Consider the following 23,331-nt stretch of genomic DNA (forward strand, 5'->3'; position numbering starts at 1 on the left):
GCCCCTTGTCATCGTGTGCGGACCAGAGCGCCCGCCAGCTGTGTCGGCCCATAGCCGAAGAATTCTCAACAAATGAGCATGATCTTGACCGAAACCGGCACCCAAATTTGGGGATCATGCTCTGCGGCGACGCCGCGGGAAAAATCCCGCGGCGCGCCTTTGATGCTTACTCTGCCGCGTCGGGCAGGCGATGCGCGGTCTCGTCGATCTTGGTGTTCTCCAATTCGACATTGAGGCCCAGCGAACGCATTTCCTTGACGAGAACGTTGAAGCTCTCGGGGATGCCCGCTTCGAACGTGTCGTCGCCGCGCACGATCGCCTCGTAGACCTTGGTACGGCCGGCCACGTCGTCCGACTTCACCGTCAGCATTTCCTGCAGCGTATAGGCGGCACCATAGGCTTCGAGTGCCCAGACCTCCATTTCGCCGAAGCGCTGACCGCCGAACTGCGCCTTGCCGCCCAGCGGCTGCTGGGTAACGAGCGAGTAAGGTCCGATCGAACGAGCGTGGATCTTGTCGTCGACCAGGTGGTGAAGCTTGAGCATGTAGATGTAGCCCATCGTCACCTTGCGGTCGAACGGCTCGCCCGTACGTCCGTCATAGAGCTGCGACTGACCCGATGTGTGCAGGCCCGCCTGCTCCAGCATCTCGTTGATGTCAGCCTCGTGCGCACCGTCGAACACCGGGGTCGCAATCGAGACGCCGCGACGCATCTGCTCGCCGAGGCGAACGACACTCTCGTCGTCGTAATTGCGAACCGGCTCGTTCCGGTCGTTGGCCGGAATGATGCTCTCGATGGTGTCGCGCAGCGGTTTGATGTCGCCGGCAGCCTTATACGCATCGATCATCTCGCCGATCTTCCTGCCCATGCCGGCGCAAGCCCAGCCGAGATGGGTTTCGAGGATCTGGCCGACGTTCATGCGCGAAGGCACGCCGAGGGGGTTCAGCACGATGTCGGCATGCGTACCATCTTCGAGGAACGGCATGTCCTCGACCGGAACGATGCGCGACACGACACCCTTGTTGCCGTGACGGCCGGCCATCTTGTCGCCGGGCTGCATCTTGCGCTTCACCGCGACGAAGACCTTGACCATCTTCATGACGCCGGGCGGCATCTCGTCGCCGCGCTGCACCTTCTCGACCTTGTCCATGAAGCGCTGCTCGAGCTGCTTCTTGGAGTCGTCGTACTGGCCGCGCAGAGCCTCAAGCTCACCCTGCATCTTCTCGTCTTCGACGGCGAACTGCCACCACTGCGAACGCGGATAGTCGTCCAGGGTCTCCTTGGCGAGCGTAGAGCCCTTCTTGAAGCCCTTCGGCCCGGCAATCGCGTCCTTGCCGATGAGCATGTCGCTCAGGCGGCTGTAGACGTTGCGGTCGAGGATCGCCTGCTCGTCGTCACGGTCCTTGGCGAGACGCTCGATTTCCTCGCGCTCGATTGCCATGGCGCGTTCGTCCTTCTCCACCCCGTGGCGGTTGAAGACGCGAACTTCGACGATGGTGCCGTAGGTTCCGGGCGGCATGCGCATGGAGGTGTCCCGGACGTCGGACGCCTTTTCACCGAAGATGGCACGCAGAAGCTTCTCTTCCGGCGTCATCGGGCTTTCACCCTTCGGCGTGATCTTGCCGACCAGGATGTCGCCCGGCTGCACTTCCGCACCGATGTAGACGATACCGGCTTCGTCGAGGTTCTTCAGCGCTTCTTCCGAGACGTTCGGAATGTCGCGGGTGATTTCCTCAGGCCCGAGCTTCGTATCACGGGCCATGACCTCGAACTCCTCGATGTGGATCGAGGTGAAGACGTCGTCGGCCACGATACGCTCGGAGAGCAGGATCGAGTCCTCGTAGTTGTAGCCGTTCCACGGCATGAACGCGACGAGCACGTTGCGGCCGAGCGCCAGATCGCCGAGCTCGGTCGACGGACCGTCGGCAATGATGTCGCCCTTGTTGACCCGGTCGCCCATGCGAACCAGCGGACGCTGGTTGATGCAGGTGTTCTGGTTCGAACGCTGGAACTTCATCAGGCGGTAGATGTCGACGCCGGACTTGCCCGGATCGAGATCTTCCGTCGCACGGACAACGATACGGGTCGCGTCAACCTGGTCGACGATGCCGCCGCGGCGGGCGCCGATGGCGGCGCCTGAGTCACGGGCAACGATCGGCTCCATGCCGGTGCCGACGAACGGAGCCTCGGCGCGCACCAGCGGCACGGCCTGACGCTGCATGTTCGAGCCCATCAGAGCGCGGTTGGCGTCGTCGTTTTCCAGGAATGGGATCAGCGCAGCTGCGACCGAAACCATCTGCTTCGGCGAAACGTCCATAAGGTCGACGTTTTCGCGTGGCGCCATCATCACTTCGCCGGCGTTACGGCAAATGACGAACTCGTCGACGAAGTGGCCGTTCTTGTCGAGCTCGGCGTTGGCCTGAGCAACGAAGTGCTTGGCCTCTTCCATAGCCGAGAGATAGACGACCTCGTTGGTCAGCTTGCCATCGACGATCTTGCGATACGGGCTCTCGATGAAGCCGTACTTGTTGACGCGGGCAAAGGTGGCCAGCGAGTTGATCAGACCGATGTTCGGGCCTTCCGGCGTTTCAATCGGGCAGATACGGCCATAGTGGGTCGGATGCACGTCGCGGACTTCGAAGCCGGCGCGCTCGCGGGTCAGACCGCCAGGTCCAAGCGCCGAAAGACGACGCTTGTGGGTGATCTCCGACAGCGGGTTGGTCTGGTCCATGAACTGCGACAGCTGCGAGGAACCGAAGAACTCGCGCACGGCAGCTGCGGCCGGCTTGGCGTTGATCAGGTCCTGCGGCATGACGGTGTCGATCTCGATCGACGACATGCGCTCCTTGATCGCGCGCTCCATACGCAGCAGACCGACGCGGTACTGGTTCTCCATCAGCTCGCCGACCGAACGGACGCGGCGGTTGCCGAGGTTGTCGATGTCGTCGATCTCGCCCTTGCCGTCGCGCAGTTCGACAAGCGTCCTGACCACGGCAAGGATGTCTTCCTTGCGCAGGACACGGACGGTGTCTTCAGCGTCGAGCTCGAGACGCATGTTCATCTTGACGCGGCCGACGGCCGAAAGGTCGTAGCGCTCGCTATCGAAGAACAGCGAGTTGAACATCGCTTCGGCAGTGTCGATGGTGGGCGGCTCGCCCGGGCGCATGACACGATAGATGTCGAACAGCGCGTCCTGGCGGCTTTCGTTCTTGTCGACCGTCAGCGTGTTGCGGATGTATCCGCCCACGTTGATGTGGTCGATGTCGAGGATCTTGATCTCTTCCTCGCCGGCCGAAAGCAGAACCTTGAGGGTCTTCTCGTCGATCTCGTCGCCGGCTTCGAGGAAGATCTCGCCAGTCGCGTAGTTGACGATATCCTCGGCAAGATAGCTGCCGAAGAGGTCGTCTTCGGTCGCCTTGATGGCCTTGAGGCCCTTCTCGGCAAGCTGCTTGGCCTGGCGCGCGGTGATCTTCTTGCCGCCTTCGACGACGATCTCGCCGGTATCGGCGTCAACCAGGTCGCCGACAGCCTTCAAGCCCTTGAAGCGATCGACCGAGAACGGGATGCGCCAATGGTCGCCCGACTTCTTGTAGGTGATCTTGTTGTAGAAGGTCGACAGGATCTCCTCGCCGTCCATGCCGAGCGCCATCAGCAGCGACGACACCGGGATCTTGCGGCGGCGGTCGATACGGGCGTGGACGATGTCCTTGGAGTCGAACTCGATGTCGAGCCAGGAACCGCGATAAGGGATGACGCGGGCAGCGAACAACAGCTTGCCCGATGAGTGCGACTTGCCCTTGTCGTGATCGAAGAAGACGCCCGGCGAACGGTGCATCTGCGAAACGATGACGCGCTCGGTGCCGTTGACGATGAAGGTGCCGTTGGACGTCATGAGCGGCATGTCGCCCATGTAGACGTCCTGCTCCTTGATGTCCTTGATCGACTTCGCGCCGGTATCCTCGTCGATATCGAACACGATGAGGCGCAGCGTCACCTTGAGCGGCGCGGCAAACGTCAGGTCGCGCTGACGGCACTCATCGACGTCGAACTTCGGTGCTTCGAACTCGTACTTGACAAACTCCAGCATCGAAGCGCCGGAGAAGTCTGAGATCGGGAAGACCGACTTGAAAACGGCCTGCAGTCCTTCGTCGGGACGACCGCCCTTGGGCTCGTCCACCATCAGGAACTGGTCATAGGATGCCTTCTGAACCTCGATCAGGTTCGGCATCTCCGCAACTTCAGGGATCTTTCCGAAGAACTTGCGTACGCGTCTGCGGCCATTGAAAGTCTGGGTCTGGGCCATCGTCGCTCCTTGCTGCCTTTCTTGGGGTGAGAGTCGCTAAGGCTCACCTTGCATTCTCGCCGCCTCGGCGGCGGCCTGTCCAAAACGGGCGAAAACCCGTTTCCTGAAAGCCGCTTGCGGCCCTCAGGAAATAGGTTCCCCACAATCCCCCGGGTCACGGGAGCCGGTGGGCGGCACTGAGCCGCCCACCGAAACCGTGCTTACTTAAGCTCGACCTTGGCGCCAGCTGCTTCCAGCTGAGCCTTGAGCTTCTCGGCGTCAGCCTTCGAGACGCCTTCCTTGATCGGCTTCGGAGCGCCTTCGACGAGGTCCTTGGCTTCCTTGAGGCCCAGGCCGGTGATGGCGCGGACTTCCTTGATGACTTCGATCTTCTTGTCGCCGGCAGCTGCCAGGATGACATCGAACTCGGTCTTCTCTTCAGCCGGAGCAGCAGCAGCGCCGCCAGCAGCAGCGACTGCAACCGGAGCAGCAGCCGAAACGCCCCACTTCTCTTCGAGGAGCTTCGACAGCTCAGCCGCCTCGAGGACGGTCAGGGCCGACAGGTCGTCAACGATCTTTGCGAGATCAGCCATTTATCTATTCCTTCAATCAGTTCGAACGTGTGTTGATGATAGCGAGGAACGGCCTCATGCCGCCTCGTCCTTCCGGGCATATGCGCCAATGACGCGCGCGACCGAAGCCGCCGGCGCATTGACGATCTGGGCGATCCGGGTAGCCGGGGTGGCGATCATGCCAACCAGCTTTGCACGCAGCTCGTCGAGCGACGGGAGCGCGGCCAAAGCCTTGACTCCGTCGGCGTTGAGCGAGGTCGTGCCCATCGAACCACCAAGGATGACAAGCTTGTCATTGGTCTTGGCGAAGTCGGACGCGACCTTCGGCGCTGCAATCGGATCCTCCGAATAGGCAACCAGCGTCTGTCCCTTGAACAGATCGATGATGCTTTCGGATTCCGTGCCCTGAAGAGCGATTTTGGCGAGACGGTTCTTCGCGACTTTGACGGTGCCGCCGGCCTGACGCATCTTCACGCGAAGATCGTTCATTTGCGCGACGGTGATACCGGCATAGTGGGCCACGACGACTGAACCTGCGTTCGAGAACGCGTCATTCAGGCCCGTGACGAGTTCGCGTTTTTCCGCTCTGTCCACTGCCTATCTCCAGTTGACCGCCTCCCATTTGCGGGGTGAGCGGTCGGGTTGCCTTTTGCCGGGCGGCCAATCCAGAAATTCCAGATCACCCGAACGGCGCTCGAGGATCCTGCCCCCTTTCGCCACACCTGACGGGCTTGCGGCCCGGCGCGATGCGCAGACAAAAGGCAAACACGGTTCGAACCTTTCATTGGAGCCAAAGCTCCTTTGTCTGGTCTTCACCCGTCTCATGCAGGCCCATTCGAATTAAGGACCAAGGGTCGCCTGGACCGCCTGCAATCTCGGACAGGATTTTCGAAAGCTGTTTCCAACTTCCGAAAATCCGGGCTCGGAAGCCCGGAATTCTTATTCGGGATCAGGCCTTTAGTGGCCGATCCAAATTCAACTTATCAGGACGCTGCGAGCGTGCCGAGATCGAGCTTCAGGCCCGGGCCCATCGTCGAGGTGACGGACACCTTCTTGACGTAGACGCCCTTGGCACCGGCCGGCTTGGCCTTGTTGACCGCATCCGCGAAGGCGCGGACGTTTTCTTCCAGCGCCTTGACGTCGAACGAAACCTTGCCGACGCCGGCGTGGATGATACCGGCCTTCTCGACACGGAACTCAACGGCGCCGCCCTTCGAAGCCTTGACGGCTGCTGCGACGTCGGTGGTCACGGTGCCGACCTTCGGGTTCGGCATCATGCCGCGCGGGCCGAGCACCTTACCGAGACGGCCGACCAGCGGCATCATGTCGGGGGTGGCGATGCAGCGGTCGAAGTCGATCTGGCCCTTCTGGACGATGTCGACGAGATCTTCCGCACCAACGATGTCGGCGCCGGCTGCGCGGGCTTCGTCAGCCTTCGCATCGCGTGCGAACACCGCAACGCGGACCGTACGGCCCGTGCCGTTCGGCAGGTTGACCACGCCGCGGACCATCTGGTCAGCATGGCGCGGGTCGACGCCGAGGTTCATGGCGACTTCGATGGTCTCGTCGAACTTGACCGACGAGCGAGCCTTCAAAAGCTCGAGTGCTTCACCAAGGCCGTAAGCCTTGTTTGCATCGATGCCTTCGCGGGACTTGGAAACGCGCTTTGCAATCTTAGCCATGATCTCAGCCCACCACTTCCAGGCCCATCGAACGAGCCGAGCCTTCGACCATCTTGATGGCGGCTTCGATGTCGTTCGCGTTGAGGTCCTTCATCTTGACTTCGGCGATCTCGCGCACCTTGGCGCTGCTGATCTCGCCAGCCTTGATCTTGCCCGGCTCCTTCGAGCCAGACTTGAGGTTGGCCGCCTTCTTCAGGAAATAGGCCACCGGAGGCGTCTTCATGACGAAGGTGAACGACTTGTCCTGGTAATAGGTGATCACGACCGGGATCGGCGACCCCTTCTCGAGCTCCTGGGTCTGCGCGTTGAACGCCTTGCAGAACTCCATGATGTTGATGCCACGCTGACCAAGCGCCGGTCCGATCGGGGGCGACGGCGTCGCCGAACCCGCGGAAACCTGAAGCTTGAGCTGGCCCGCAACTTTCTTAGCCATCTCTTTTCTGCCTTTGTTTCATGCCGGCTGGGCCGGCGGTTGCAGTTCGGTGGTGCGAAGAAGACGACCGGCTAAGCCGCCTCATCTCCCACCATGCTTGCGCCAGGCATGCGCCTGACACTGCCCACCACCGAAACCGGTGACGGGCGCTTCGATCAGCCCTTTTCGACCTGACCGAATTCGAGATCGACAGGCACGGCGCGCCCGAAGATCGAAACTTCCACCTTGAGGCGCGCACGCTCCTCGTCCACTTCCTGGACGAAACCGTTGAACGAGGCGAACGGACCATCGGAAACGCGCACCGCCTCGCCGATCTCGAAGGTGACCGAAGGCTTCGGACGCTCGACGCCTTCCTGAACCTGGTTCAGGATGCGCTGGGCCTCGGCTTCCGTAATCGGCACCGGCTTCGAATCGCCAAGGAAACCAGTAACCTTCGGGGTGTTCTTGACGAGACTGAACACGGCATCCGTGAGGTTGGCCTTGAGCAGGACATAGCCCGGGAAGAACTTGCGCTCGGCATCGACCTTGCGGCCGCGGCGAATCTCGACAACCTTTTCGGTCGGAACGACGATCTGCTCGATCTGGTCGCTCAGGCCCTTCTGCTTGGCCTTGTGCTCAATGTCCTCGGCGACCTTCTTTTCGAAGTTCGAATAGGCGTGGACGATGTACCAGCGCGCGGTCATTTCAGGGAATTCTCCGTATTCGCAGCCTTAGCGGCCAATGCCCAGGATCTGCTCGACAGCGAATGCCATCAGCTGGTCAGCGGCAAAAAAGAAAATCATCGCGATGACGGCAAATCCGAGCACCATGACGGTGGAGATCATCGTCTCGCGCCGTGAGGGCCACGTAACCTTCGCCGTTTCCGACCGCACCTGCTGCAGAAAGGTGAAGGGGTTCGTGGTTTTCGCCATGTGCCGCTCTGCTTTCAACGTCCGTTGACCGGACTTCTGGATGATCCCGTGACCGGGAGATGCCGCTGCATGGCAGGCAATCCGCGCGAATCAGCGCAAACATTCCGCCCATGCAATTCGGACGCGTAAAGCCGGATCCCCAGCTCCACGCGCCGCGTGTCTGTTTCGCCTACATAGAGCCGATTCTCTTTCCACGCAAGTGGCAGGAACCCGTACTACGTTTGAGCGCCGCATCGGGACCATCCAGTCGTCCCGTTCCGGCTATAGAAGTCTTTATGCCCGAATTAGCGAATTCTGGCAAGACTGGCACGGGCAGCAGGGCTCGAACCTACGACCTGCGGTTTTGGAGACCGCCGCTCTACCAACTGAGCTATGCCCGTACTTGTCGCCGCGCATCATCTGCGCAGCACGGGCTTCCTAAGGATTTCCGAGGCGTCTGTAAAGAGTGGAGTGCGCGATGCTTCCAACATTCACAGGCGGAATTGCACGAGGCGCTGCACAAGCGCCCTCGCCCGCCCGGCTTGGGCAGGTCCAGGCTTCCGATCACGATTTGGCGGGCGGTACGTAAGGTCCGCCTGGTACGCCCCAGCCCCAGCGTGGCATCGGTTCGTGGAGTGCGGGCGCGGCACCGTCCTGTGAGTTCAGCTTGGCCAGCCGCGTGCCCCATTCGAGATAGGCGACGAACGCCGAACGGAACTCCGGATCGTCGGGCAGCTCCACCTCGTCGGCAGCATCGAGCAACAGCGCAATCCATTGACGGCGCTGCGCCTCGGTCAGGTGCCTGTTGAGGTGATGGCTGATCATGGCGGAATGGCCACCATGGCTCTCGCTGTAGTCCTTCGGCCCTCCAAACACCTCGCCGATAAAGGCAGCGACATGCGCGGGATGGTCACCGGACATGTTGCGGAACACCGGTTCGAGCAGCGGATCACTGCGCACCTTGTCATAGAATACGCTCGTCAGCCGGTTGAGCGCTGCGGCTCCACCAACCCACTCGAACAATGTCGGCACGTCTTTTTGCATCGCCTTCATCCTATAGCGTTGAAGGCATATGGGGAGCGCGATCGCGGGTGGGAAGCCTGCAGCTGTCAGTGCGTGGATGTCTTACCGCTTATGACTGGCAGTGAGGCTAACGTTGGGTGCGGGACGCCTTACTGTTTCCGCGCAAACTCACCTTGACTGGCAAGCCTGCAATTGGCGGGGATAGGGATCAGCCGGCAAACACTGCCATCGATCAGCAGATCCACTGAGCCATTCCGGGTCAGGAGCCCCGCCGCCTTGAGCCTCGTCTGGTCAGTATAGACGACCTTGATGGGCGCAACGTCGTCGAACGATTGAGCCCGCACCCCCATTTCGTCAAGATACGACGCAAGCACGGATGTGGACGGCTTAGCTCTCAGATACCATCCTAGTCGAGCACCATAGCCAACCAGCCTCGTCTTACCCGCGGCCAGCAGGAGGGTGCAATCGCTTAGGCACAGCCCTTCGTATGAAACCGCATTGCTAAAGAACGGCGACTTGGCTGGTACCTTGCAGCCCTCATCGCGCGGCCGGCAGCCGCCAAATATCGTGCCCCCAACCGCAACGTCCAAGCCGTGCTTGCGGATCATCTTGCCCATTGCCATCGACGTATCCACGTCGCCACCTCTGGATGACACCACCAAAGGAAGCTTCCGCCCGCCCAGCGCCTTGAGCGTCGCCTCGAGCCGCGGCAACGCCTTGGCATCGATGTCGCCTTCAGCAGAAATCCATTCGGGGCAAGTCGGTTCGCAACCAGCCTCGCCGGAGCGAACAACCACAAACCACATACCACCGTCTTCCGGCACAACGGGATTGGGGTATGTGCCGGGTTGTGGTTTGACACCAGGCGCGAGGGTGCAATTTCCGGCGGGAACAGCGCGCTTGCAGATCTCGATGCTCACCAGCGCGTCGGTGGCATCCATGCTCGTGACAAGGTTCATGTCGAGCATCTCCACCAGGGCAAGCTGGCGCATGTCGGCGGCGGGTGTGCTTTGCCCCGCATCGAACATGGCCTGCTTGACCCCCATCTCCTTGAAATAGGCCAACATCTTGGACTTGAACGCCTTGCCCATCTTGGTCGTGGTGTAGCTGCCCACTGTCTTGCGGCCAACGACCTTGCGCTTGATGCCCTTCTTCTTGCCGTTCACGATCCGGTAGGTCTCGCGATAGGTGATCTTCTGCTGCGTCACATAAGACGTCACTTGATGGACGCCCATGTAGGCCCACTGCCCCACATGCCTGCGCACGCCGCCCGCGAACATCATCGAGCAAGCGGAGGCGCAGTAAGCGCCGGCCGCGTACAAGGCGCCTGAGTAGATACCCTTCCTGGCCGGATCGAGCTTGCAGCCCTTCTGACCAGGCGCACATTCGACAAACCTGGTAAGCCCAACGCCAATGTCGAGCTTGCGCGCCCGCAGCATCCGGCCCAGCTCCCATGCCGCCTCGACGTGGCCGCCGGGCGAAGTCACGATGACTGGCAGTCGCTTGTCGCCCAGCTTCTTGAGCAGCTTCTTGAACTCGGCAGGCGTCGAACGCGTGATCGTGCCCTCGGCCGAAATCCATTCAGGGCAAAGCGGCTCGCAACCCGGCGAGGCGCTGCGCACGACGGCGAAACGCATGGGCGGCCCGTCATTGTCCGGAGGCTTGTGCTTGGCGGCCTCCGCCGAGGCCGGAAACGACAGTGCGACTACGATAGCCAAGGCAAAAGACAGGACAAGCTCCTGCCAGACTGCGCGCGAGCCCTTGCCCATGGCGGATTCCCCCAAACCAGCCGCTACCCAAAGCGATAGTAATTCCGGAACCGGGACTTGCAATGTATCGGCCAAACAAAAAGGGCGGCCCGGAGGCCGCCCTTCATGCTTTCGACAGTGAACCGTCGATTATTCTTTGATCGAAGCGACGATGCCGGCGCCGACGGTGCGGCCGCCTTCACGGATAGCGAAGCGGAGCTTCTCTTCCATGGCGATCGGCACGATCAGCTCGACGTCAACGGTGATGTTGTCGCCGGGCATGACCATCTCGGTGCCTTCCGGCAGCGACACGATGCCGGTCACGTCGGTCGTGCGGAAATAGAACTGCGGACGGTAGTTGGTGAAGAACGGCGTGTGACGGCCACCCTCTTCCTTGGTCAGGATGTAGGCTTCAGCCACGAACTTCTTGTGCGGCTTGACCGAACCCGGCTTGCACAGCACCTGGCCGCGCTCGACGTCTTCACGGCCAACGCCGCGGATCAGCGCGCCGATGTTGTCGCCGGCCTGGCCCTGGTCGAGCAGCTTGCGGAACATCTCGACGCCGGTAACCGTCGTCTTCGAGGTCGCCTTGATGCCGACGATCTCGACTTCTTCGCCAACCTTGACGATGCCGCGCTCGACGCGACCGGTGACAACCGTGCCGCGGCCCGAGATCGAGAACACGTCTTCGATCGGCATCAGGAACGGACGGTCGATCGGACGCTCAGGCGTCGGGATGTAGGCGTCGACCGCAGCCATCAGCTCGCGGATCGCGTCTTCGCCGATCTTCTTGTCCGAATCGTTGAGGGCAGCAACAGCCGAACCCTTGATCATCGGAATGTCGTCGCCGGGGAACTCGTACTTCGACAGCAGCTCGCGCACTTCGAGCTCGACCAGCTCGAGCAGCTCGGCGTCGTCGACCAGGTCGACCTTGTTGAGGAACACCACCAGGGCCGGAACGCCGACCTGACGGGCGAGCAGGATGTGCTCGCGGGTCTGCGGCATCGGGCCGTCGGCAGCCGAGACGACCAGGATCGCGCCGTCCATCTGGGCAGCACCGGTGATCATGTTCTTGACATAGTCGGCGTGGCCGGGGCAGTCGACGTGAGCGTAGTGGCGGGCCGGCGTCTCGTATTCGACGTGTGCCGTCGAAATGGTGATGCCGCGGGCCTTCTCTTCAGGCGCTGCGTCGATCTGGTCGTAGGCCTTGAACTCGCCGAAATACTTCGTGATCGCCGCCGTCAGCGACGTCTTGCCGTGGTCGACGTGACCAATCGTGCCAATGTTCACATGAGGCTTATTACGCTCGAATTTACCTTTTGCCATTGTCTCTTTCCTTGGGCATCGGGACCTTGGTTCCGGTCGGATGCGGGGCGATTACCGATAAAGGCCGAAAAAGACAAGCGCCTTTTGCCCAAACGCCAAGGTCAGGCCCAAAAGCAGCGCTACTCTTTCAGTGCTGGACGCACATATGGGAGCAAGCGGATAAAAATAAAAGGCTTCTCGCTTCGGCGAAATGCGCTGGAGCGGGTAGCGGGAATCGAACCCGCGTATTCAGCTTGGAAGGCTGCTGCTCTACCATTGAGCTATACCCGCGCCCTGAGCGCCGCGCGCCTGTTCAGGAGCGAAGGACGCTCTTGGCATATACCTTGGCGCATGTTCCTTGCCGAAAGATGAACTCACCTTTCGAGGCCATGCGCTTTATGGCTTCCGGGCCGGCAGTGGTGGAGGAGGTTGGATTCGAACCAACGTAAGCTGAGCTAACGGATTTACAGTCCGTCCCCTTTAACCACTCGGGCACTCCTCCAACTGCTTTGCCGGAGCCATGCTACGAGGCTTTTCGATCACGGTGCCGAGCGAAGCGCCCTGCCCCGAAATCTGCGTGGGCTTATGGCGACAAGGATTTGGCCTGTCAACCGGACAGCGCGCCTTTTCATGCGGAATATTCGAAGCGCCGACTAACGGGCCGTATCCAAAGCCTGGAGCTGCCGCTATAGCAGGCGCATGAACGATACAAAAAAGCCCGGAACCCCCAAGGACAGCCACTACGCAAAGCTGCGCCGCACCTTTCGCGACCAGAAAAGCGGCGCGCCTGAATTTCGGCCCAAGCGCCATGTGCCACCGGGCGAGAACGCTGCCGACGGCCTGGTGCGGCTTTACGGCCTGCACACCGTGCGCGCAGCGCTCGACAATCCGCGCCGCAAGATCAGGCGCATGCTGATCACCCGCAATGCCGCCGAAAGGCTGGAGATTGCCGACCTTGGTGCCCTGCCCTTCGCCACCGAGCTGGTCGAGCCGAAGGAGATCGACAAGGTCACGGGCACGGACGCCGTTCACCAGGGCGTGCTGATCGAGGCTGAACCGCTGAAATCCAAGGCGCTGTCGGCGCTGGGCGATTCGCCGCTGATTCTGGTGCTCGACCAGGTTACCGACCCGCACAATGTCGGCGCCATCATGCGTTCGGCAGTGGCTTTCGGCGCAGGTGCGCTGATCACCACGCAGCGCCACAGCCCGCACGAAAGCGGCGTGCTCGCCAAATCGGCGTCTGGCGCGCTCGAACACATCGACCTGATCGAAGTGCGCAACCTGTCCGAAGCACTCGGCGAACTGCATGAGGCCGGCTTCCAGACCATCGGGCTCGATTCGGAAGGCCCGGCGGAGCTCGAAAAGAGTTTTTCCGGAGACAAGCTGGCGCTGGTACTCGGCGCCGAAGGCAAGGGACTGCGCCAGAAGACACGTGAGACGGTCACGGCACTGGCGCGTCTCGACATGCCGGGTGCAATCCATTCGCTCAATGTGTCGAATGCCGCGGCCGTGTCGCTCTACGCGGCGCGGAAATTCCTCGGCTGACACCTCTGGCTGGCCTGCAAGCCAGCCAGTGCGGCAGCGCAGCGAATTCAACGCCGACGCCCCTTGACCTTCCACCTGGCGGAGGCCGTAGCCTCTGGGCACAACGGAGTCTTGTCATGCGTCGCCTCGGATTTTTCACCCTCTTGTCAGCCGGTATCGCGCTCGGCGCTGTCTCCCCTGCAATCGCCCAGGGAATCACTGTGGCCGAACTCGCCGGCAAGACGCATATCCACGGACTGGCCTTCGACCGTGCCGATCCTTCCACCGTGCTGGTCGCCACCCACCACGGGCTGATGAAGACTGCACCGAACGGCACGGTGACGCCGGTTTCGGACAGCCGCGACGACTTCATGGGTTTTGTGCCGCACCCGACCGATGCCACCATCATGTTCGCCAGCGGCCACCCGCAAGGCGGTGGCAATCTCGGTTTCATCAAGTCGACGGATTCAGGAAAGAGCTGGCAGCAGATCGCACCCGGCGTCGACGGTCCGGTCGACTTCCACCAGCTTGCGGCGAGCCCCGGCAATCCCGACGTGCTCTATGGCTCGTATGGGTCAATCCAGACCAGCCGCGACGGCGGCAAGACCTGGGCGATTGCAGGCGACGCACCAGCCAAGCTGATCGACCTGGCGGTCTCGTCGGCAAGCCCCGATACGGTCTATGCCGCGACCGAAGAAGGACTAAAGGTGAGCCGCGACGCCGCCCGAAGCTGGCAGACCATTCTCTCCGGCGTTCCGGTGACCACGGTGGAATTGACCGCCGACGGCTCGATCTACGCCTTCGTGCCCGGGCGCGGGCTGATGCGGGCCACCGAGACGGCGCCGGACTTCGCGGTGCTGGGCGAAGGGCCAGATCCGGCAGGCTACATACTGCACCTGGCGGTCGACCCGCAGACGCCTGCGCGCATGGTCGCCGTGACCGGTACAAGCGCCATCGTCGTTTCCAGCGATGCCGGTGCGAAGTGGGCCGTGCTCGGCAATTGAGTCCCACCGAGGCCAGAAAAACGCTGAACGGGCCCGCTGCGATGCCGCAGGGACCCGTCCATCGACAGTGATGAGAAAGCTGCGGCGTTGGGAACTTCCGCCGCGCCCTTCCCTGCCTATGCCGCCTTGCCCTTTGCATCGGCCACGTCGGCGCCGATCTCGAAATTGGCCATGCGCTCCAGTGCGCGCACCAGCGCCGAGTGATCCTCCTTCGCCCCGCCATTGGCAGCGCAGGAGTTGAACAGTTCCTGCGTCATCGAGGTGTTGGGCAAAGACACGCCAAGCGCCTTGGCGCCCTGCAGCGCGAGATTGAGGTCCTTCTGGTGCAGCTCGATGCGGAAGCCAGGCGCGAAGGTGCGCTTGTACATCCGCTCGCCATGCACCTCGAGGATGCGCGAAGCCGCAAGGCCACCCATCAGCGCCTGACGGACCTTGGCTGGGTCGGCGCCGGCCTTGGAGGCGAACAGCAATGCCTCGGCGACCGCCTCGATGGTCAGCGCAACGACGATCTGGTTAGCAACCTTGGTCGTCTGGCCGACGCCGTTGGTTCCGACGAGGGTGATGTTCTTGCCCATCTTCTCGAACACCGGGCGAGCACGCTCGAAGGGTTTCTCCTCGCCGCCGACCATGATGGTCAGCGACGCGGCCTTGGCGCCGACCTCGCCGCCGGAAACCGGCGCATCGAGATAGTCGCAGCCGAGTTCATTGATCTTCCTGGCAAACTCCTTGGTCTCGATCGGCGAGATCGAGCTCATGTCAATCACGAGCTTTCCCTTGGAAAGTCCTGATGCAACACTATTTTCTCCAAACAGCACATCGGCGACCTGTGGCGTATCGGGCACCATCAGGATGATGACATCGGCAGCCTTGGCCAGGGCCTGATACCCGGAGACCGACTTCAGCCCCTTGCCAACCAGTTCGGCTGGCAGGGCGCCTCGATGGTCGCTGGCAACCACCTCAAAACCCGCGTCCAGCAGGTGACCCGCCATCGGCGCGCCCATGATGCCCAGCCCAACAAATCCGATCTTTTCCATTTCCATATTCCTTCAATTCCGGTGGCAGGCGCGCTGTCAGGCTGCGGCGCTGCCCTTGTTGGCAAAGCCCTCGAACCAGCCCAGGCCTTCGACCGTTCCGGCCTTCGGCTTGTATTCGGCCCCGACCCAGCCGGCGTAGCCGATGCGGTCGAGGTGTTCGTAGAGGAACGGGTAGTTGATCTCGCCCGTTCCCGGCTCGTGACGTCCGGGATTGTCGGCGAGTTGCACGTGCGCGATGCGGCCGAGATTGGCCTCGATGGTGCGGGCGAGATCGCCCTCCATGATCTGCATGTGGTAGATGTCATACTGCAGATAGAGGTTGTCGGAACCGACCCGGTCGATGATACCAAGCGCCTGACTGGTGTTGGTCAGGAAGAAGCCCGGGATGTCCCTGGTGTTGATCGGCTCGATCAGCAGCCGGATACCCGCCGCCTTCAGTTTCTCCGCCGCAAAGGCGAGATTCTCGACGAAGACATTTTCCAGCACGTCACGGGCGTTTCCAGCAGGCGCGATGCCGGCCAGGCAATTCACCTGTTCGCAGCCGAGCGCATGGGCATAGGTGATCGCCTTGGCCACACCCTGGCGGAATTCGTGGATGCGGTCGGGCAACACGGCGATGCCGCGCTCGCCGGCCGCCCAGTCACCCGGCGGCAGGTTGAACAGCGCCTGGGTGAGGCCGTTCTTCTTGAGGCGCGCCGCCACGACGTCGGGAGCGTGATCGTAGGGCGCGATATATTCCACGGCCTGGAAGCCGGCACGTGCCGCGGCATCGAAACGATCGAGAAAGTCATGCTCGCCAAAGAGCATCGAAAGGTTGGCTGAAAACTTAGGCATTGGTCTTCCCTCGGATGATCAGTCGAGCAGCATGATCGCGGTCGGCGCGTCTTCGTTGCTCTCGGCAAGCTCTTCGAACTCGACGATGTTGTCGATCTCGACGCCCATGGAGATGTTGGTGACGCGTTCGAGAATGAACTCGAGGACGACGGGCACCTGGTGTTCCTTCATCAACTGCCTGGCCTGCTTGAAGGCCGAGGCAAATTCTTCCGGCTTGCGAACCCGGACAGCCTTGCAGCCCATGGCTTCGGCAACTGCGACGTGATCGACACCATAACCTGCTTCGGGATCGCCTGAACGGTTGATGTTTTCGAACGCCAGGCTGACTTCGAAATCCATCGTGAAGCCGCGCTGCGCCTGGCGGATGAGGCCGAGATAGGCGTTGTTCACGACGACATGGATGTAGGGCAGCTTGTGCTGGGCGCCGACCGCCAGTTCCTCGATCATGAACTGGAAGTCATAGTCGCCCGAAAGTGCCACGATATCACGATCCGGATCGGCGGCGCGAACGCCGAGGGCTGCCGGCAATGTCCAGCCGAGCGGCCCGGCCTGGCCGCAGTTGATCCAGTTGCGCGGCTTGTAGACGTGCAGGAACTGTGCGCCGGCAATCTGCGACAGGCCGATGGTGGTGACATAGGTGGTGTCGCGGCCGAACGCCTTGTTCATTTCCTCGTAGACGCGCTGCGGCTTGAGCGGCACCTGCTCGAAATGGGTCTTGCGCTTCATCGTCTTCTTGCGGTCCTGGCACTCCCTGGCCCAGCCGGACCAGTCACGCAGCTTGCCCGCCGTCTTCCATTCGGTGGCGACATCGAGAAGCATCTTCAGGGCAGCGCCGGCATCCGAGGTGACGCCCAGGTCGGGCGCAAAGACACGGCCGATCTGGGTCGGCTCGATGTCGATATGAATGAACTTGCGGCCGGCCGTGTACTTGTCGACCGAACCGGTATGGCGGTTGGCCCAGCGGTTGCCGATGCCGAGAATGAAATCGGATGCGAGCATCGTCGCGTTGCCGTAGCGGTGCGAGGTCTGCAGGCCGCACATACCGGCCATCAGGCGGTGGTCGTCGGGGATCGCGCCCCAGCCCATCAGAGTGGGCACGACGGGAATACCCGATATCTCGGCGAACTCGATCAGCAGGTCCGATGCGTCGGCGTTGATGATGCCGCCGCCGGCGACGATCAGCGGCTTCTCCGCCTCGTTGAGCATCGATAGCGCCTTCTCGGCCTGAGCGCGCGTCATCGCCGGCTTGTGGACCGCGAGCGGCTCGTAGGCGTCGATGTCGAATTCGATTTCGGCCAGCTGAACGTCGACCGGCAGATCGACAAGGACCGGCCCGGGCCGACCGCTGCGCATCAGGTGGAATGCCTTCTGCAGCGTCATCGGAACCAGATACGGCTCCATGACGGTGACGGCCCACTTGGTGACCGGGCCCGCGATCGCGGCGATATCGACGGCCTGGAAATCCTCCTTGGTGAGGCGGGCGCGCGGCGCCTGGCCGGTGATGCAGAGGATCGGGATCGAGTCGGCGGATGCCGAATAGAGACCGGTGATCATGTCGGTGCCGGCCGGCCCCGAAGTGCCGATGCAGAGGCCGATATTGCCGGCCTTGGTGCGGGTGTAGCCCTCCGCCATGTGCGAAGCGCCTTCGACGTGTCGGGCAAGCACGTGGCGGATCGAACCGCGCGCCTTCAGGGCCGAATAGAGCGGATTGATGGCGGCACCCGGCACGCCGAAGGCACAAGAGATGCCTTCCTTCTCGAGAACGAGGACCGCTGCATCGACAGCGCGCATCCTGGCCATGGTCTTACCTCCAACGATCGAAACTGATTGTTGGCTGATCGTGTCACCGCAGTTCGTATTTTGCAATTTTTTCAAAATATTTTTTCATTTCTAGTTGACGGTGCTTACTATCTGATTTTGCGTTGGTTTTCATTTTTCGTTGCAATGCCCGCCATCTTGGATGAAAAAGTTTTTTAAAGACATCGCGGAGCAAACGTCATGGCAACGATGGAAAAACGGCAACGCGGACGGCCTCGGGCCTTCCAGCCCGCGCCAGACGCGGGTTCCGTGCAGTCGCTCGATCGGGCACTGCGCATCCTGGCGATCGTCGCGCACAGCGACGGGCTGTCGCTGAGCGAAATCTCCGCCGCATCCGAGCTTGCCGCGGCGACCGCCTACCGCATGCTGACGACGCTGCAGAACCACGGCATGGTCGAGTTCGACAGCGACGGCCAGCTGTGGTCAATCGGGGTCGAGACCTATCGCATGGGAGCTGCCTTCCTGCGCCGGCGCAAGCTCGTCGACCGTGCCCGCACCGTCATGCAGGAACTGATGGAGAAAACCGGCGAAACGGCCAACCTGGGTGTCGCCGAAGACGATTGTGTCGTCTTCGTCAGCCAGGTCGAGACGCACCAGGCGATCCGTGCCTTCTTCCGGCCAGGAACCCGCAGCCCGTTCCATGCATCGGGCATCGGCAAGGCGGTTCTTGCCCATCTCGACCGCGACCGCGTCAACGCCATCGTGCGCAAGGCCGGCCTCGACGCCTATACCGAAAGGACGCTCTCGGAGCCGGCATCGCTTGCCCGCGATCTCGAACAGATCCGCGCGCGCGGCTGGTCGGTTGACGATGAGGAGCGTTACCCCGGCATGCGCTGCATCGCAGCGGCTGTGTTCAACGAGTTCGGCGAACCCATTGGCGGCGTTTCGGTTTCGGGGCCGACTGTGCGCGTGACACCGGAACGGCTCGGCGAGATCGGCCCGATCGTCCGTGACGCGGCGGCAGAGCTGACCCGGATGATCGGGGGATCGCCCGACGGCACCGTGCCGGGCCTCTGAAAGCGCAATCGGGAGAAAGGTTGCCCCTTCTCCCGATTGCAGGGTCGTTCCGGCTACAGGCGGCAATAGCGCAGCCGGCCATCGTAGCCGACATAGGTGTCGGTACGCGGATCGTAGCTGCGATAGCGGGCCAGGCAGCGCTGGACATGGCTGCCATAAGGATCCACCGGATAATAGGCGTCATAATAAGGCGCCGGAGCCGGACGGTGGCCGCCGGCGATGATGGCGCCGGCAATGAAGCCGCCTGCGCCGGCGAGTGCAGCGGCCTCGGCCCGGGTCAAACCGCCCGCGGAAGACTGCTGGACGGTGCCGGCGAGGCCGGTTGCGACGACGGCAGCAGCGATAAGACCCGAAATCATCTTGCTCTTGAACGACATGGTGCTCTCCTTCGGTTGATCTGGGAGGCGTTCCATCCGCCTCATGCCAGTCAGTGGCGGCGGGCGGGCAAAAGGTTCACGCAGCTGAGAGATTTTTTCTGCAGGGGTTCCGCGCGGATCGATGCGCGGTGGGCCAAGGTCATGTGCTTGACAGCCGGGCGGCGGCGGACGAAGTCAGAAGCTCAATGCAATGAACATTGCCGGGAAAGACCATGAGCCTGCACTCAGTCAAAGCCTTCTTCGCCGAGCGTGCCCCCGACATCGAGGTCATCGTGACGCCGACCAGTTCGGCGACGGTGACCTTGGCAGCCGAAGCGCACGGGGTCGAACCCGCGCAGATCGCCAAGACGATCTGCCTGCGCGTCGGCGATCGCGCGCTGCTGGTCGTCGCCCGGGGTGACGCGCGCATCGACAATCGCAAGTCCCGCGATGCATTCGGCGGCAAGCCGCGCATGCTCGATGCCGAACAGGTGGCCGAACTCACCGGTCACCCGGTGGGCGGCGTGTGCCCGTTCGGCCTGGCAACGCCCCTGCCCGTCTACTGCGACGTCTCGCTGCGCGCCTATGACGAAGTCGTGCCGGCCGCAGGGGCGACGAATGCGGCAGTGCGCATCGGCGTCGAACGCATGGCACAGCTTGTCGGCGCAGAATGGTGCGACATCTGCCAGGATGTCGTCGACAGGCAAGAAGCGGAAGCTGCTGAGTAGCTGGCTGGTGCCCCCGGCAGGAATCGAACCCGCGACCTTCGGTTTACAAAACCGCTGCTCTACCAGCTGAGCTACAAGGGCATTTCGCCCCGTTAGCATATTCTGTGCGCCAGTAAAGACAATTTCGGTCGAGCTGCGACGCTTCCCCAAGGCGCATCGCGGCTAGCGCCCTAAAACTCGCACTCGAGCTTCCCTACATCTTGACCAAGGGCATCGGCCCTCGCGTCGGAGATGATGGATGATCAGGTTTGTCATCGTGGCTGTGGCGATCGTGATCGCCTGGCTTTTGCTGCTCAGGATTTTCCGCCTGGCCAAGAAGGCGCAGGTCGACTGGACCGGCATCGCCGCGATCGTCGGCTTCATCGCCCTTGCCTTTTACCTCCGCCACGTCACTGGCATGGGCTGAACCGGGGCCGAACTGGCTCCCCTCCCTTTGCTTCGCCAAGCCTGCATGCTAACCCGTTGCCGGCGGCCGGCATCGGCGTTCGGACCGCCTGCAGGGAGCATATGGACGCCAAGTCGCTGACATTTTCGTTCGCATCATCGGGCACGCCCGAGGCGGACGCCGCCGCAAAGCGGCTTTCGCGGCGCTATGGCCAGATGCCTTTCGGTCAGGCCGACATCGTCGTGGCGCTGGGCGGCGACGGTTTCCTGCTGCAGACGCTGCGCGAGACGATGAGCACCGGCAAGCGCGTCTACGGCATGAACCGGGGCACAGTCGGGTTTCTGATGAACGAATACAGCGAGGACGCCCTGCCCGGGCGCCTTGCCGCGGCCGTTGCCGAAACCATCCGTCCGCTCGAGATGGAAACCATCGACGACACAGGCGCCGCGACGCAAGCGCTGGCCATCAACGAAGTGTCGCTGCTGCGGCAGTCCTACCAGGCCGCACGGCTGCGCATATCTGTCGACGGCAAGGTGCGGCTCGAGGACCTGATCTGCGACGGCGTGATGGTGGCGACACCCGCCGGTTCGACCGCCTACAATCTGTCGGCGCACGGCCCGATCCTGCCGCTCGACGCGCCGCTGCTGGCGCTCACGCCGGTCAGCCCGTTCCGGCCACGGCGCTGGCGCGGCGCGCTGTTGCCGAAGACCGCAGTCGTCCGCTTCGAAATACTGGAGGAACGGAAGCGCCCGGTAAACGCGGTTGCCGACCACACGGAAGTCAAATCCGTGGTCTCGGTCGAGGTCAAGGAATCGGCATCGCATACCGCGACCCTGCTGTTCGATGCCGGCCATTCCTGGAGCGAGCGCATCCTGGCCGAGCAGTTCAAATACTGAGCATTGGGCCACAGCCGGAAGTAAAGGGCTGCAAACGCGGGTTGCGTGCCAGTTTGAGTTGACAAATCGCACACTTACGCCTATCGCGTTGCGGCATATTGCAGGCGAGTTGCGCCTGTCGTGGCGAATGCGCCGCGCCCTTGAACGAGCAAAGACAGCCAACACACTTGTCCGAAGACACTCAGACCGCTCCAGAAGCGTTGACCTTCGCAGACCTCGGCCTCTCGCCGAAGGTCCTTTCCGCAGTCACCGACGCCGGCTACACGCAGCCCACGCCGATCCAGGCAGGCGCGATCCCGCACGCCTTGCAAGGCAAGGATGTGCTTGGCATCGCCCAGACGGGTACCGGCAAGACAGCATCCTTCGTGCTGCCGATGCTGACGCGCCTTGAAAAGGGGCGCGCCCGGGCACGCATGCCACGCACGCTGATCCTTGAACCGACGCGCGAGCTCGCCGCACAGGTCGAAGAGAACTTCGTCAAGTACGGCAAGAATCATCGCCTCAACATCGCCCTGCTGATCGGCGGTGTGTCGTTCGACGAGCAGGAAAAGAAGCTCGAGCGCGGCGCTGACGTATTGATCGCCACGCCCGGCCGCATGCTTGATCATTTCGAGCGCGGCAAGCTTTTGCTCACCGGCGTCGAAATCCTCGTCATCGATGAGGCAGATCGCATGCTCGACATGGGCTTCATTCCCGACATCGAGCGCATCTGCAAGCTGATCCCATTCACCAGGCAGACGCTGTTCTTCTCGGCGACGATGCCGCCAGAGATCACCAAGCTGACCGAGCAGTTCCTGCACGCGCCTGTTCGCGTCGAGGTCTCCAAGGCGGCATCGACCAGCACCAACATCACCCAGCGCCTCGTCAAGTCCGGCCCCAAGCCCTGGGACAAGCGCGAAACGCTGCGCAAGCTCATCAATGCCGAAGGCGATGAGATCAAGAACGCCATCATCTTCTGCAACCGCAAGGTCGACGTGTCGGAACTTTTCCGCTCGCTGGTGAAGCACGATTTCGACGCCGGCGCGCTGCATGGCGACATGGATCAGCGGGCCCGCATGGCGATGCTGGCCGGTTTCCGTGACGGCAAGTTGAAGCTGCTCGTCGCCTCCGACGTCGCCGCGCGTGGCCTCGACATTCCCGAGGTCAGCCACGTCTTCAACTACGACGTGCCTATCCACGCGGAAGACTATGTCCACCGCATTGGCCGTACCGGTCGTGCCGGACGTCTCGGCAAGGCCTTCACCATCGTCACCAAGTCCGACACCAAATATGTCGACGCCATCCACCGGCTGACTGGCCTGGAAGTGGAATGGCACGACGGCGACCTGTCGACGGTCGTTGCCAGCGAAGGCGACGACGAGGTGGCTCCGCGCCGCGGTCGTGGAGCGCCGCGCCGGGCCGGCAAGGATCGGCACGGCCGCGAACGCGACCACAAGCCCCGTGCCGAAGCACCCGTCGTCCAGGCAGCCGCCGCCCCTGAAGCTCCCGTCGACAATGTCGTGTCCGACATCGACGAGCGCCGCGAGCGCAAGGAAGCGATCAGGAATGGCAATGCCGAACGCAAGCCACGCGCCGAACACGACAAGCAGCGTCGCGACGACCGCGGCAACCGTCGCAGCAACCGCGAGCGCGAGGAAGACGACGACCGCACGGTTGGCTTCGGCGACGACATGCCGGCGTTCATGCTGATCGCGACCAACGTCTGAGCGCGCCTGCGCCTCAACGAAAAATGGCCCCTTTCGGGGCCATTTTCATTTGTGCCTGAGCGGAACCTGGCTTTCGCAGAGGGCGGCGGTTTCA

General features: G+C 62.3%; 21 protein-coding genes and 4 tRNA genes. 7 read left to right on the forward strand and 18 right to left on the reverse strand.

Going from position 1 to position 23,331, the window contains the following annotated elements; genetic code table 11:
* Window positions 1-166: 166 nt before the first annotated feature.
* The 13 genes from rpoB to GGQ99_RS05765 form a co-directional block, all read right to left on the reverse strand.
* The gene (gene rpoB / locus GGQ99_RS05705) at window positions 167-4,303 is read right to left on the reverse strand and encodes a DNA-directed RNA polymerase subunit beta (protein ID WP_183261256.1); all 4,137 of its coding nucleotides are present in this window, start codon (window positions 4,301-4,303) and stop codon (window positions 167-169) included.
* A 200-nt stretch (window positions 4,304-4,503) separates the two neighbouring features.
* Window positions 4,504-4,875, reverse strand: a complete 372-nt coding sequence (gene rplL, locus GGQ99_RS05710; protein WP_055973815.1) for a 50S ribosomal protein L7/L12 — start codon at window positions 4,873-4,875, stop codon at window positions 4,504-4,506.
* Between the two features lie 54 nt (window positions 4,876-4,929).
* Window positions 4,930-5,448 (reverse strand): 50S ribosomal protein L10, encoded by a 519-nt coding sequence (rplJ, locus tag GGQ99_RS05715; protein ID WP_055973817.1) that lies wholly within the window; start codon window positions 5,446-5,448, stop codon window positions 4,930-4,932.
* 389 nt (window positions 5,449-5,837) lie between these two features.
* Window positions 5,838-6,536: a 50S ribosomal protein L1 gene (gene rplA, locus GGQ99_RS05720; RefSeq protein ID WP_108608197.1), complete on the reverse strand. Its 699-nt coding sequence runs from the start codon at window positions 6,534-6,536 to the stop codon at window positions 5,838-5,840.
* Between the two features lie 4 nt (window positions 6,537-6,540).
* Window positions 6,541-6,969 carry a 50S ribosomal protein L11 gene (gene rplK / locus GGQ99_RS05725; RefSeq protein WP_055973823.1) on the reverse strand — a complete coding sequence of 143 codons (429 nt, stop codon included), beginning with the start codon at window positions 6,967-6,969 and terminating at the stop codon, window positions 6,541-6,543.
* Between the two features lie 155 nt (window positions 6,970-7,124).
* Window positions 7,125-7,652: a transcription termination/antitermination protein NusG gene (gene nusG / locus GGQ99_RS05730; RefSeq protein WP_108608198.1), complete on the reverse strand. Its 528-nt coding sequence runs from the start codon at window positions 7,650-7,652 to the stop codon at window positions 7,125-7,127.
* A 27-nt stretch (window positions 7,653-7,679) separates the two neighbouring features.
* Entirely contained in the window at window positions 7,680-7,880 is a 201-nt protein-coding gene (secE, locus tag GGQ99_RS05735; RefSeq protein ID WP_055973830.1) for a preprotein translocase subunit SecE, read from the reverse strand.
* 304 nt (window positions 7,881-8,184) lie between these two features.
* Window positions 8,185-8,260: transfer RNA gene (locus tag GGQ99_RS05740), tRNA-Trp, on the reverse strand.
* Window positions 8,261-8,423: 163 nt separating this feature from the next.
* Window positions 8,424-8,903: a group II truncated hemoglobin gene (locus GGQ99_RS05745; protein ID WP_183261258.1), complete on the reverse strand. Its 480-nt coding sequence runs from the start codon at window positions 8,901-8,903 to the stop codon at window positions 8,424-8,426.
* 128 nt (window positions 8,904-9,031) lie between these two features.
* The gene (locus GGQ99_RS05750) at window positions 9,032-10,651 is read right to left on the reverse strand and encodes a hypothetical protein (protein ID WP_183261260.1); all 1,620 of its coding nucleotides are present in this window, start codon (window positions 10,649-10,651) and stop codon (window positions 9,032-9,034) included.
* A 129-nt stretch (window positions 10,652-10,780) separates the two neighbouring features.
* Window positions 10,781-11,956 carry an elongation factor Tu gene (gene tuf, locus GGQ99_RS05755; RefSeq protein ID WP_108608191.1) on the reverse strand — a complete coding sequence of 392 codons (1,176 nt, stop codon included), beginning with the start codon at window positions 11,954-11,956 and terminating at the stop codon, window positions 10,781-10,783.
* Window positions 11,957-12,152: 196 nt separating this feature from the next.
* A tRNA-Gly gene (locus GGQ99_RS05760) sits at window positions 12,153-12,226 on the reverse strand.
* Between the two features lie 126 nt (window positions 12,227-12,352).
* A tRNA-Tyr gene (locus GGQ99_RS05765) sits at window positions 12,353-12,437 on the reverse strand.
* 197 nt (window positions 12,438-12,634) lie between these two features.
* Between GGQ99_RS05765 and rlmB the strand changes: the two genes are divergently transcribed.
* A complete protein-coding gene (rlmB, locus tag GGQ99_RS05770) occupies window positions 12,635-13,480 on the forward strand; it encodes a 23S rRNA (guanosine(2251)-2'-O)-methyltransferase RlmB (RefSeq protein ID WP_108608200.1) in 846 nt (281 codons plus the stop codon).
* 116 nt (window positions 13,481-13,596) lie between these two features.
* Complete coding sequence (locus tag GGQ99_RS05775; RefSeq protein ID WP_183261262.1) at window positions 13,597-14,463, forward strand: WD40/YVTN/BNR-like repeat-containing protein; 867 nt, start codon at window positions 13,597-13,599, stop codon at window positions 14,461-14,463.
* A gap of 116 nt (window positions 14,464-14,579) precedes the next feature.
* Here the strand turns inward: GGQ99_RS05775 and GGQ99_RS05780 are convergent, their stop codons facing one another.
* Genes GGQ99_RS05780 through gcl form a run of 3 tightly spaced genes read right to left on the reverse strand, consistent with a single transcriptional unit; the run spans window position 14,580 to window position 18,131 of the window.
* Window positions 14,580-15,497, reverse strand: a complete 918-nt coding sequence (locus GGQ99_RS05780; protein WP_183261264.1) for a 2-hydroxy-3-oxopropionate reductase — start codon at window positions 15,495-15,497, stop codon at window positions 14,580-14,582.
* Window positions 15,498-15,533: 36 nt separating this feature from the next.
* Window positions 15,534-16,331 (reverse strand): 2-oxo-tetronate isomerase, encoded by a 798-nt coding sequence (gene otnI / locus GGQ99_RS05785; protein WP_108608202.1) that lies wholly within the window; start codon window positions 16,329-16,331, stop codon window positions 15,534-15,536.
* 18 nt (window positions 16,332-16,349) lie between these two features.
* The gene (gene gcl, locus GGQ99_RS05790; RefSeq protein WP_183261266.1) at window positions 16,350-18,131 is read right to left on the reverse strand and encodes a glyoxylate carboligase; all 1,782 of its coding nucleotides are present in this window, start codon (window positions 18,129-18,131) and stop codon (window positions 16,350-16,352) included.
* A gap of 198 nt (window positions 18,132-18,329) precedes the next feature.
* Between gcl and bhcR the strand changes: the two genes are divergently transcribed.
* Complete coding sequence (gene bhcR, locus GGQ99_RS05795; RefSeq protein WP_183261267.1) at window positions 18,330-19,166, forward strand: HTH-type transcriptional regulator BhcR; 837 nt, start codon at window positions 18,330-18,332, stop codon at window positions 19,164-19,166.
* A gap of 53 nt (window positions 19,167-19,219) precedes the next feature.
* Here the strand turns inward: bhcR and GGQ99_RS05800 are convergent, their stop codons facing one another.
* On the reverse strand, window positions 19,220-19,543 hold the full coding sequence (locus tag GGQ99_RS05800; RefSeq protein WP_183261269.1) for a BA14K family protein: 324 nt from the start codon (window positions 19,541-19,543) through the stop codon (window positions 19,220-19,222).
* Window positions 19,544-19,755: 212 nt separating this feature from the next.
* Here GGQ99_RS05800 and GGQ99_RS05805 point away from each other — a divergent pair, with 212 nt between their 5' ends.
* On the forward strand, window positions 19,756-20,250 hold the full coding sequence (locus tag GGQ99_RS05805; RefSeq protein ID WP_183261271.1) for a YbaK/EbsC family protein: 495 nt from the start codon (window positions 19,756-19,758) through the stop codon (window positions 20,248-20,250).
* A gap of 5 nt (window positions 20,251-20,255) precedes the next feature.
* Here GGQ99_RS05805 and GGQ99_RS05810 read toward each other — a convergent pair.
* A tRNA-Thr gene (locus GGQ99_RS05810) sits at window positions 20,256-20,331 on the reverse strand.
* A 157-nt stretch (window positions 20,332-20,488) separates the two neighbouring features.
* Here GGQ99_RS05810 and GGQ99_RS05815 point away from each other — a divergent pair.
* From GGQ99_RS05815 to GGQ99_RS05825, 3 genes are all read left to right on the forward strand, one after another.
* Window positions 20,489-20,656, forward strand: a complete 168-nt coding sequence (locus GGQ99_RS05815; RefSeq protein ID WP_183261272.1) for a hypothetical protein — start codon at window positions 20,489-20,491, stop codon at window positions 20,654-20,656.
* Between the two features lie 101 nt (window positions 20,657-20,757).
* Window positions 20,758-21,531, forward strand: a complete 774-nt coding sequence (locus GGQ99_RS05820; protein WP_108608207.1) for an NAD kinase — start codon at window positions 20,758-20,760, stop codon at window positions 21,529-21,531.
* 167 nt (window positions 21,532-21,698) lie between these two features.
* Window positions 21,699-23,237: a DEAD/DEAH box helicase gene (locus GGQ99_RS05825; protein WP_183261274.1), complete on the forward strand. Its 1,539-nt coding sequence runs from the start codon at window positions 21,699-21,701 to the stop codon at window positions 23,235-23,237.
* Window positions 23,238-23,331 lie beyond the last annotated feature (94 nt).

The organism is Aminobacter niigataensis (genome assembly GCF_014200015.1).
Lineage (GTDB): Bacteria > Pseudomonadota > Alphaproteobacteria > Rhizobiales > Rhizobiaceae > Aminobacter > Aminobacter niigataensis.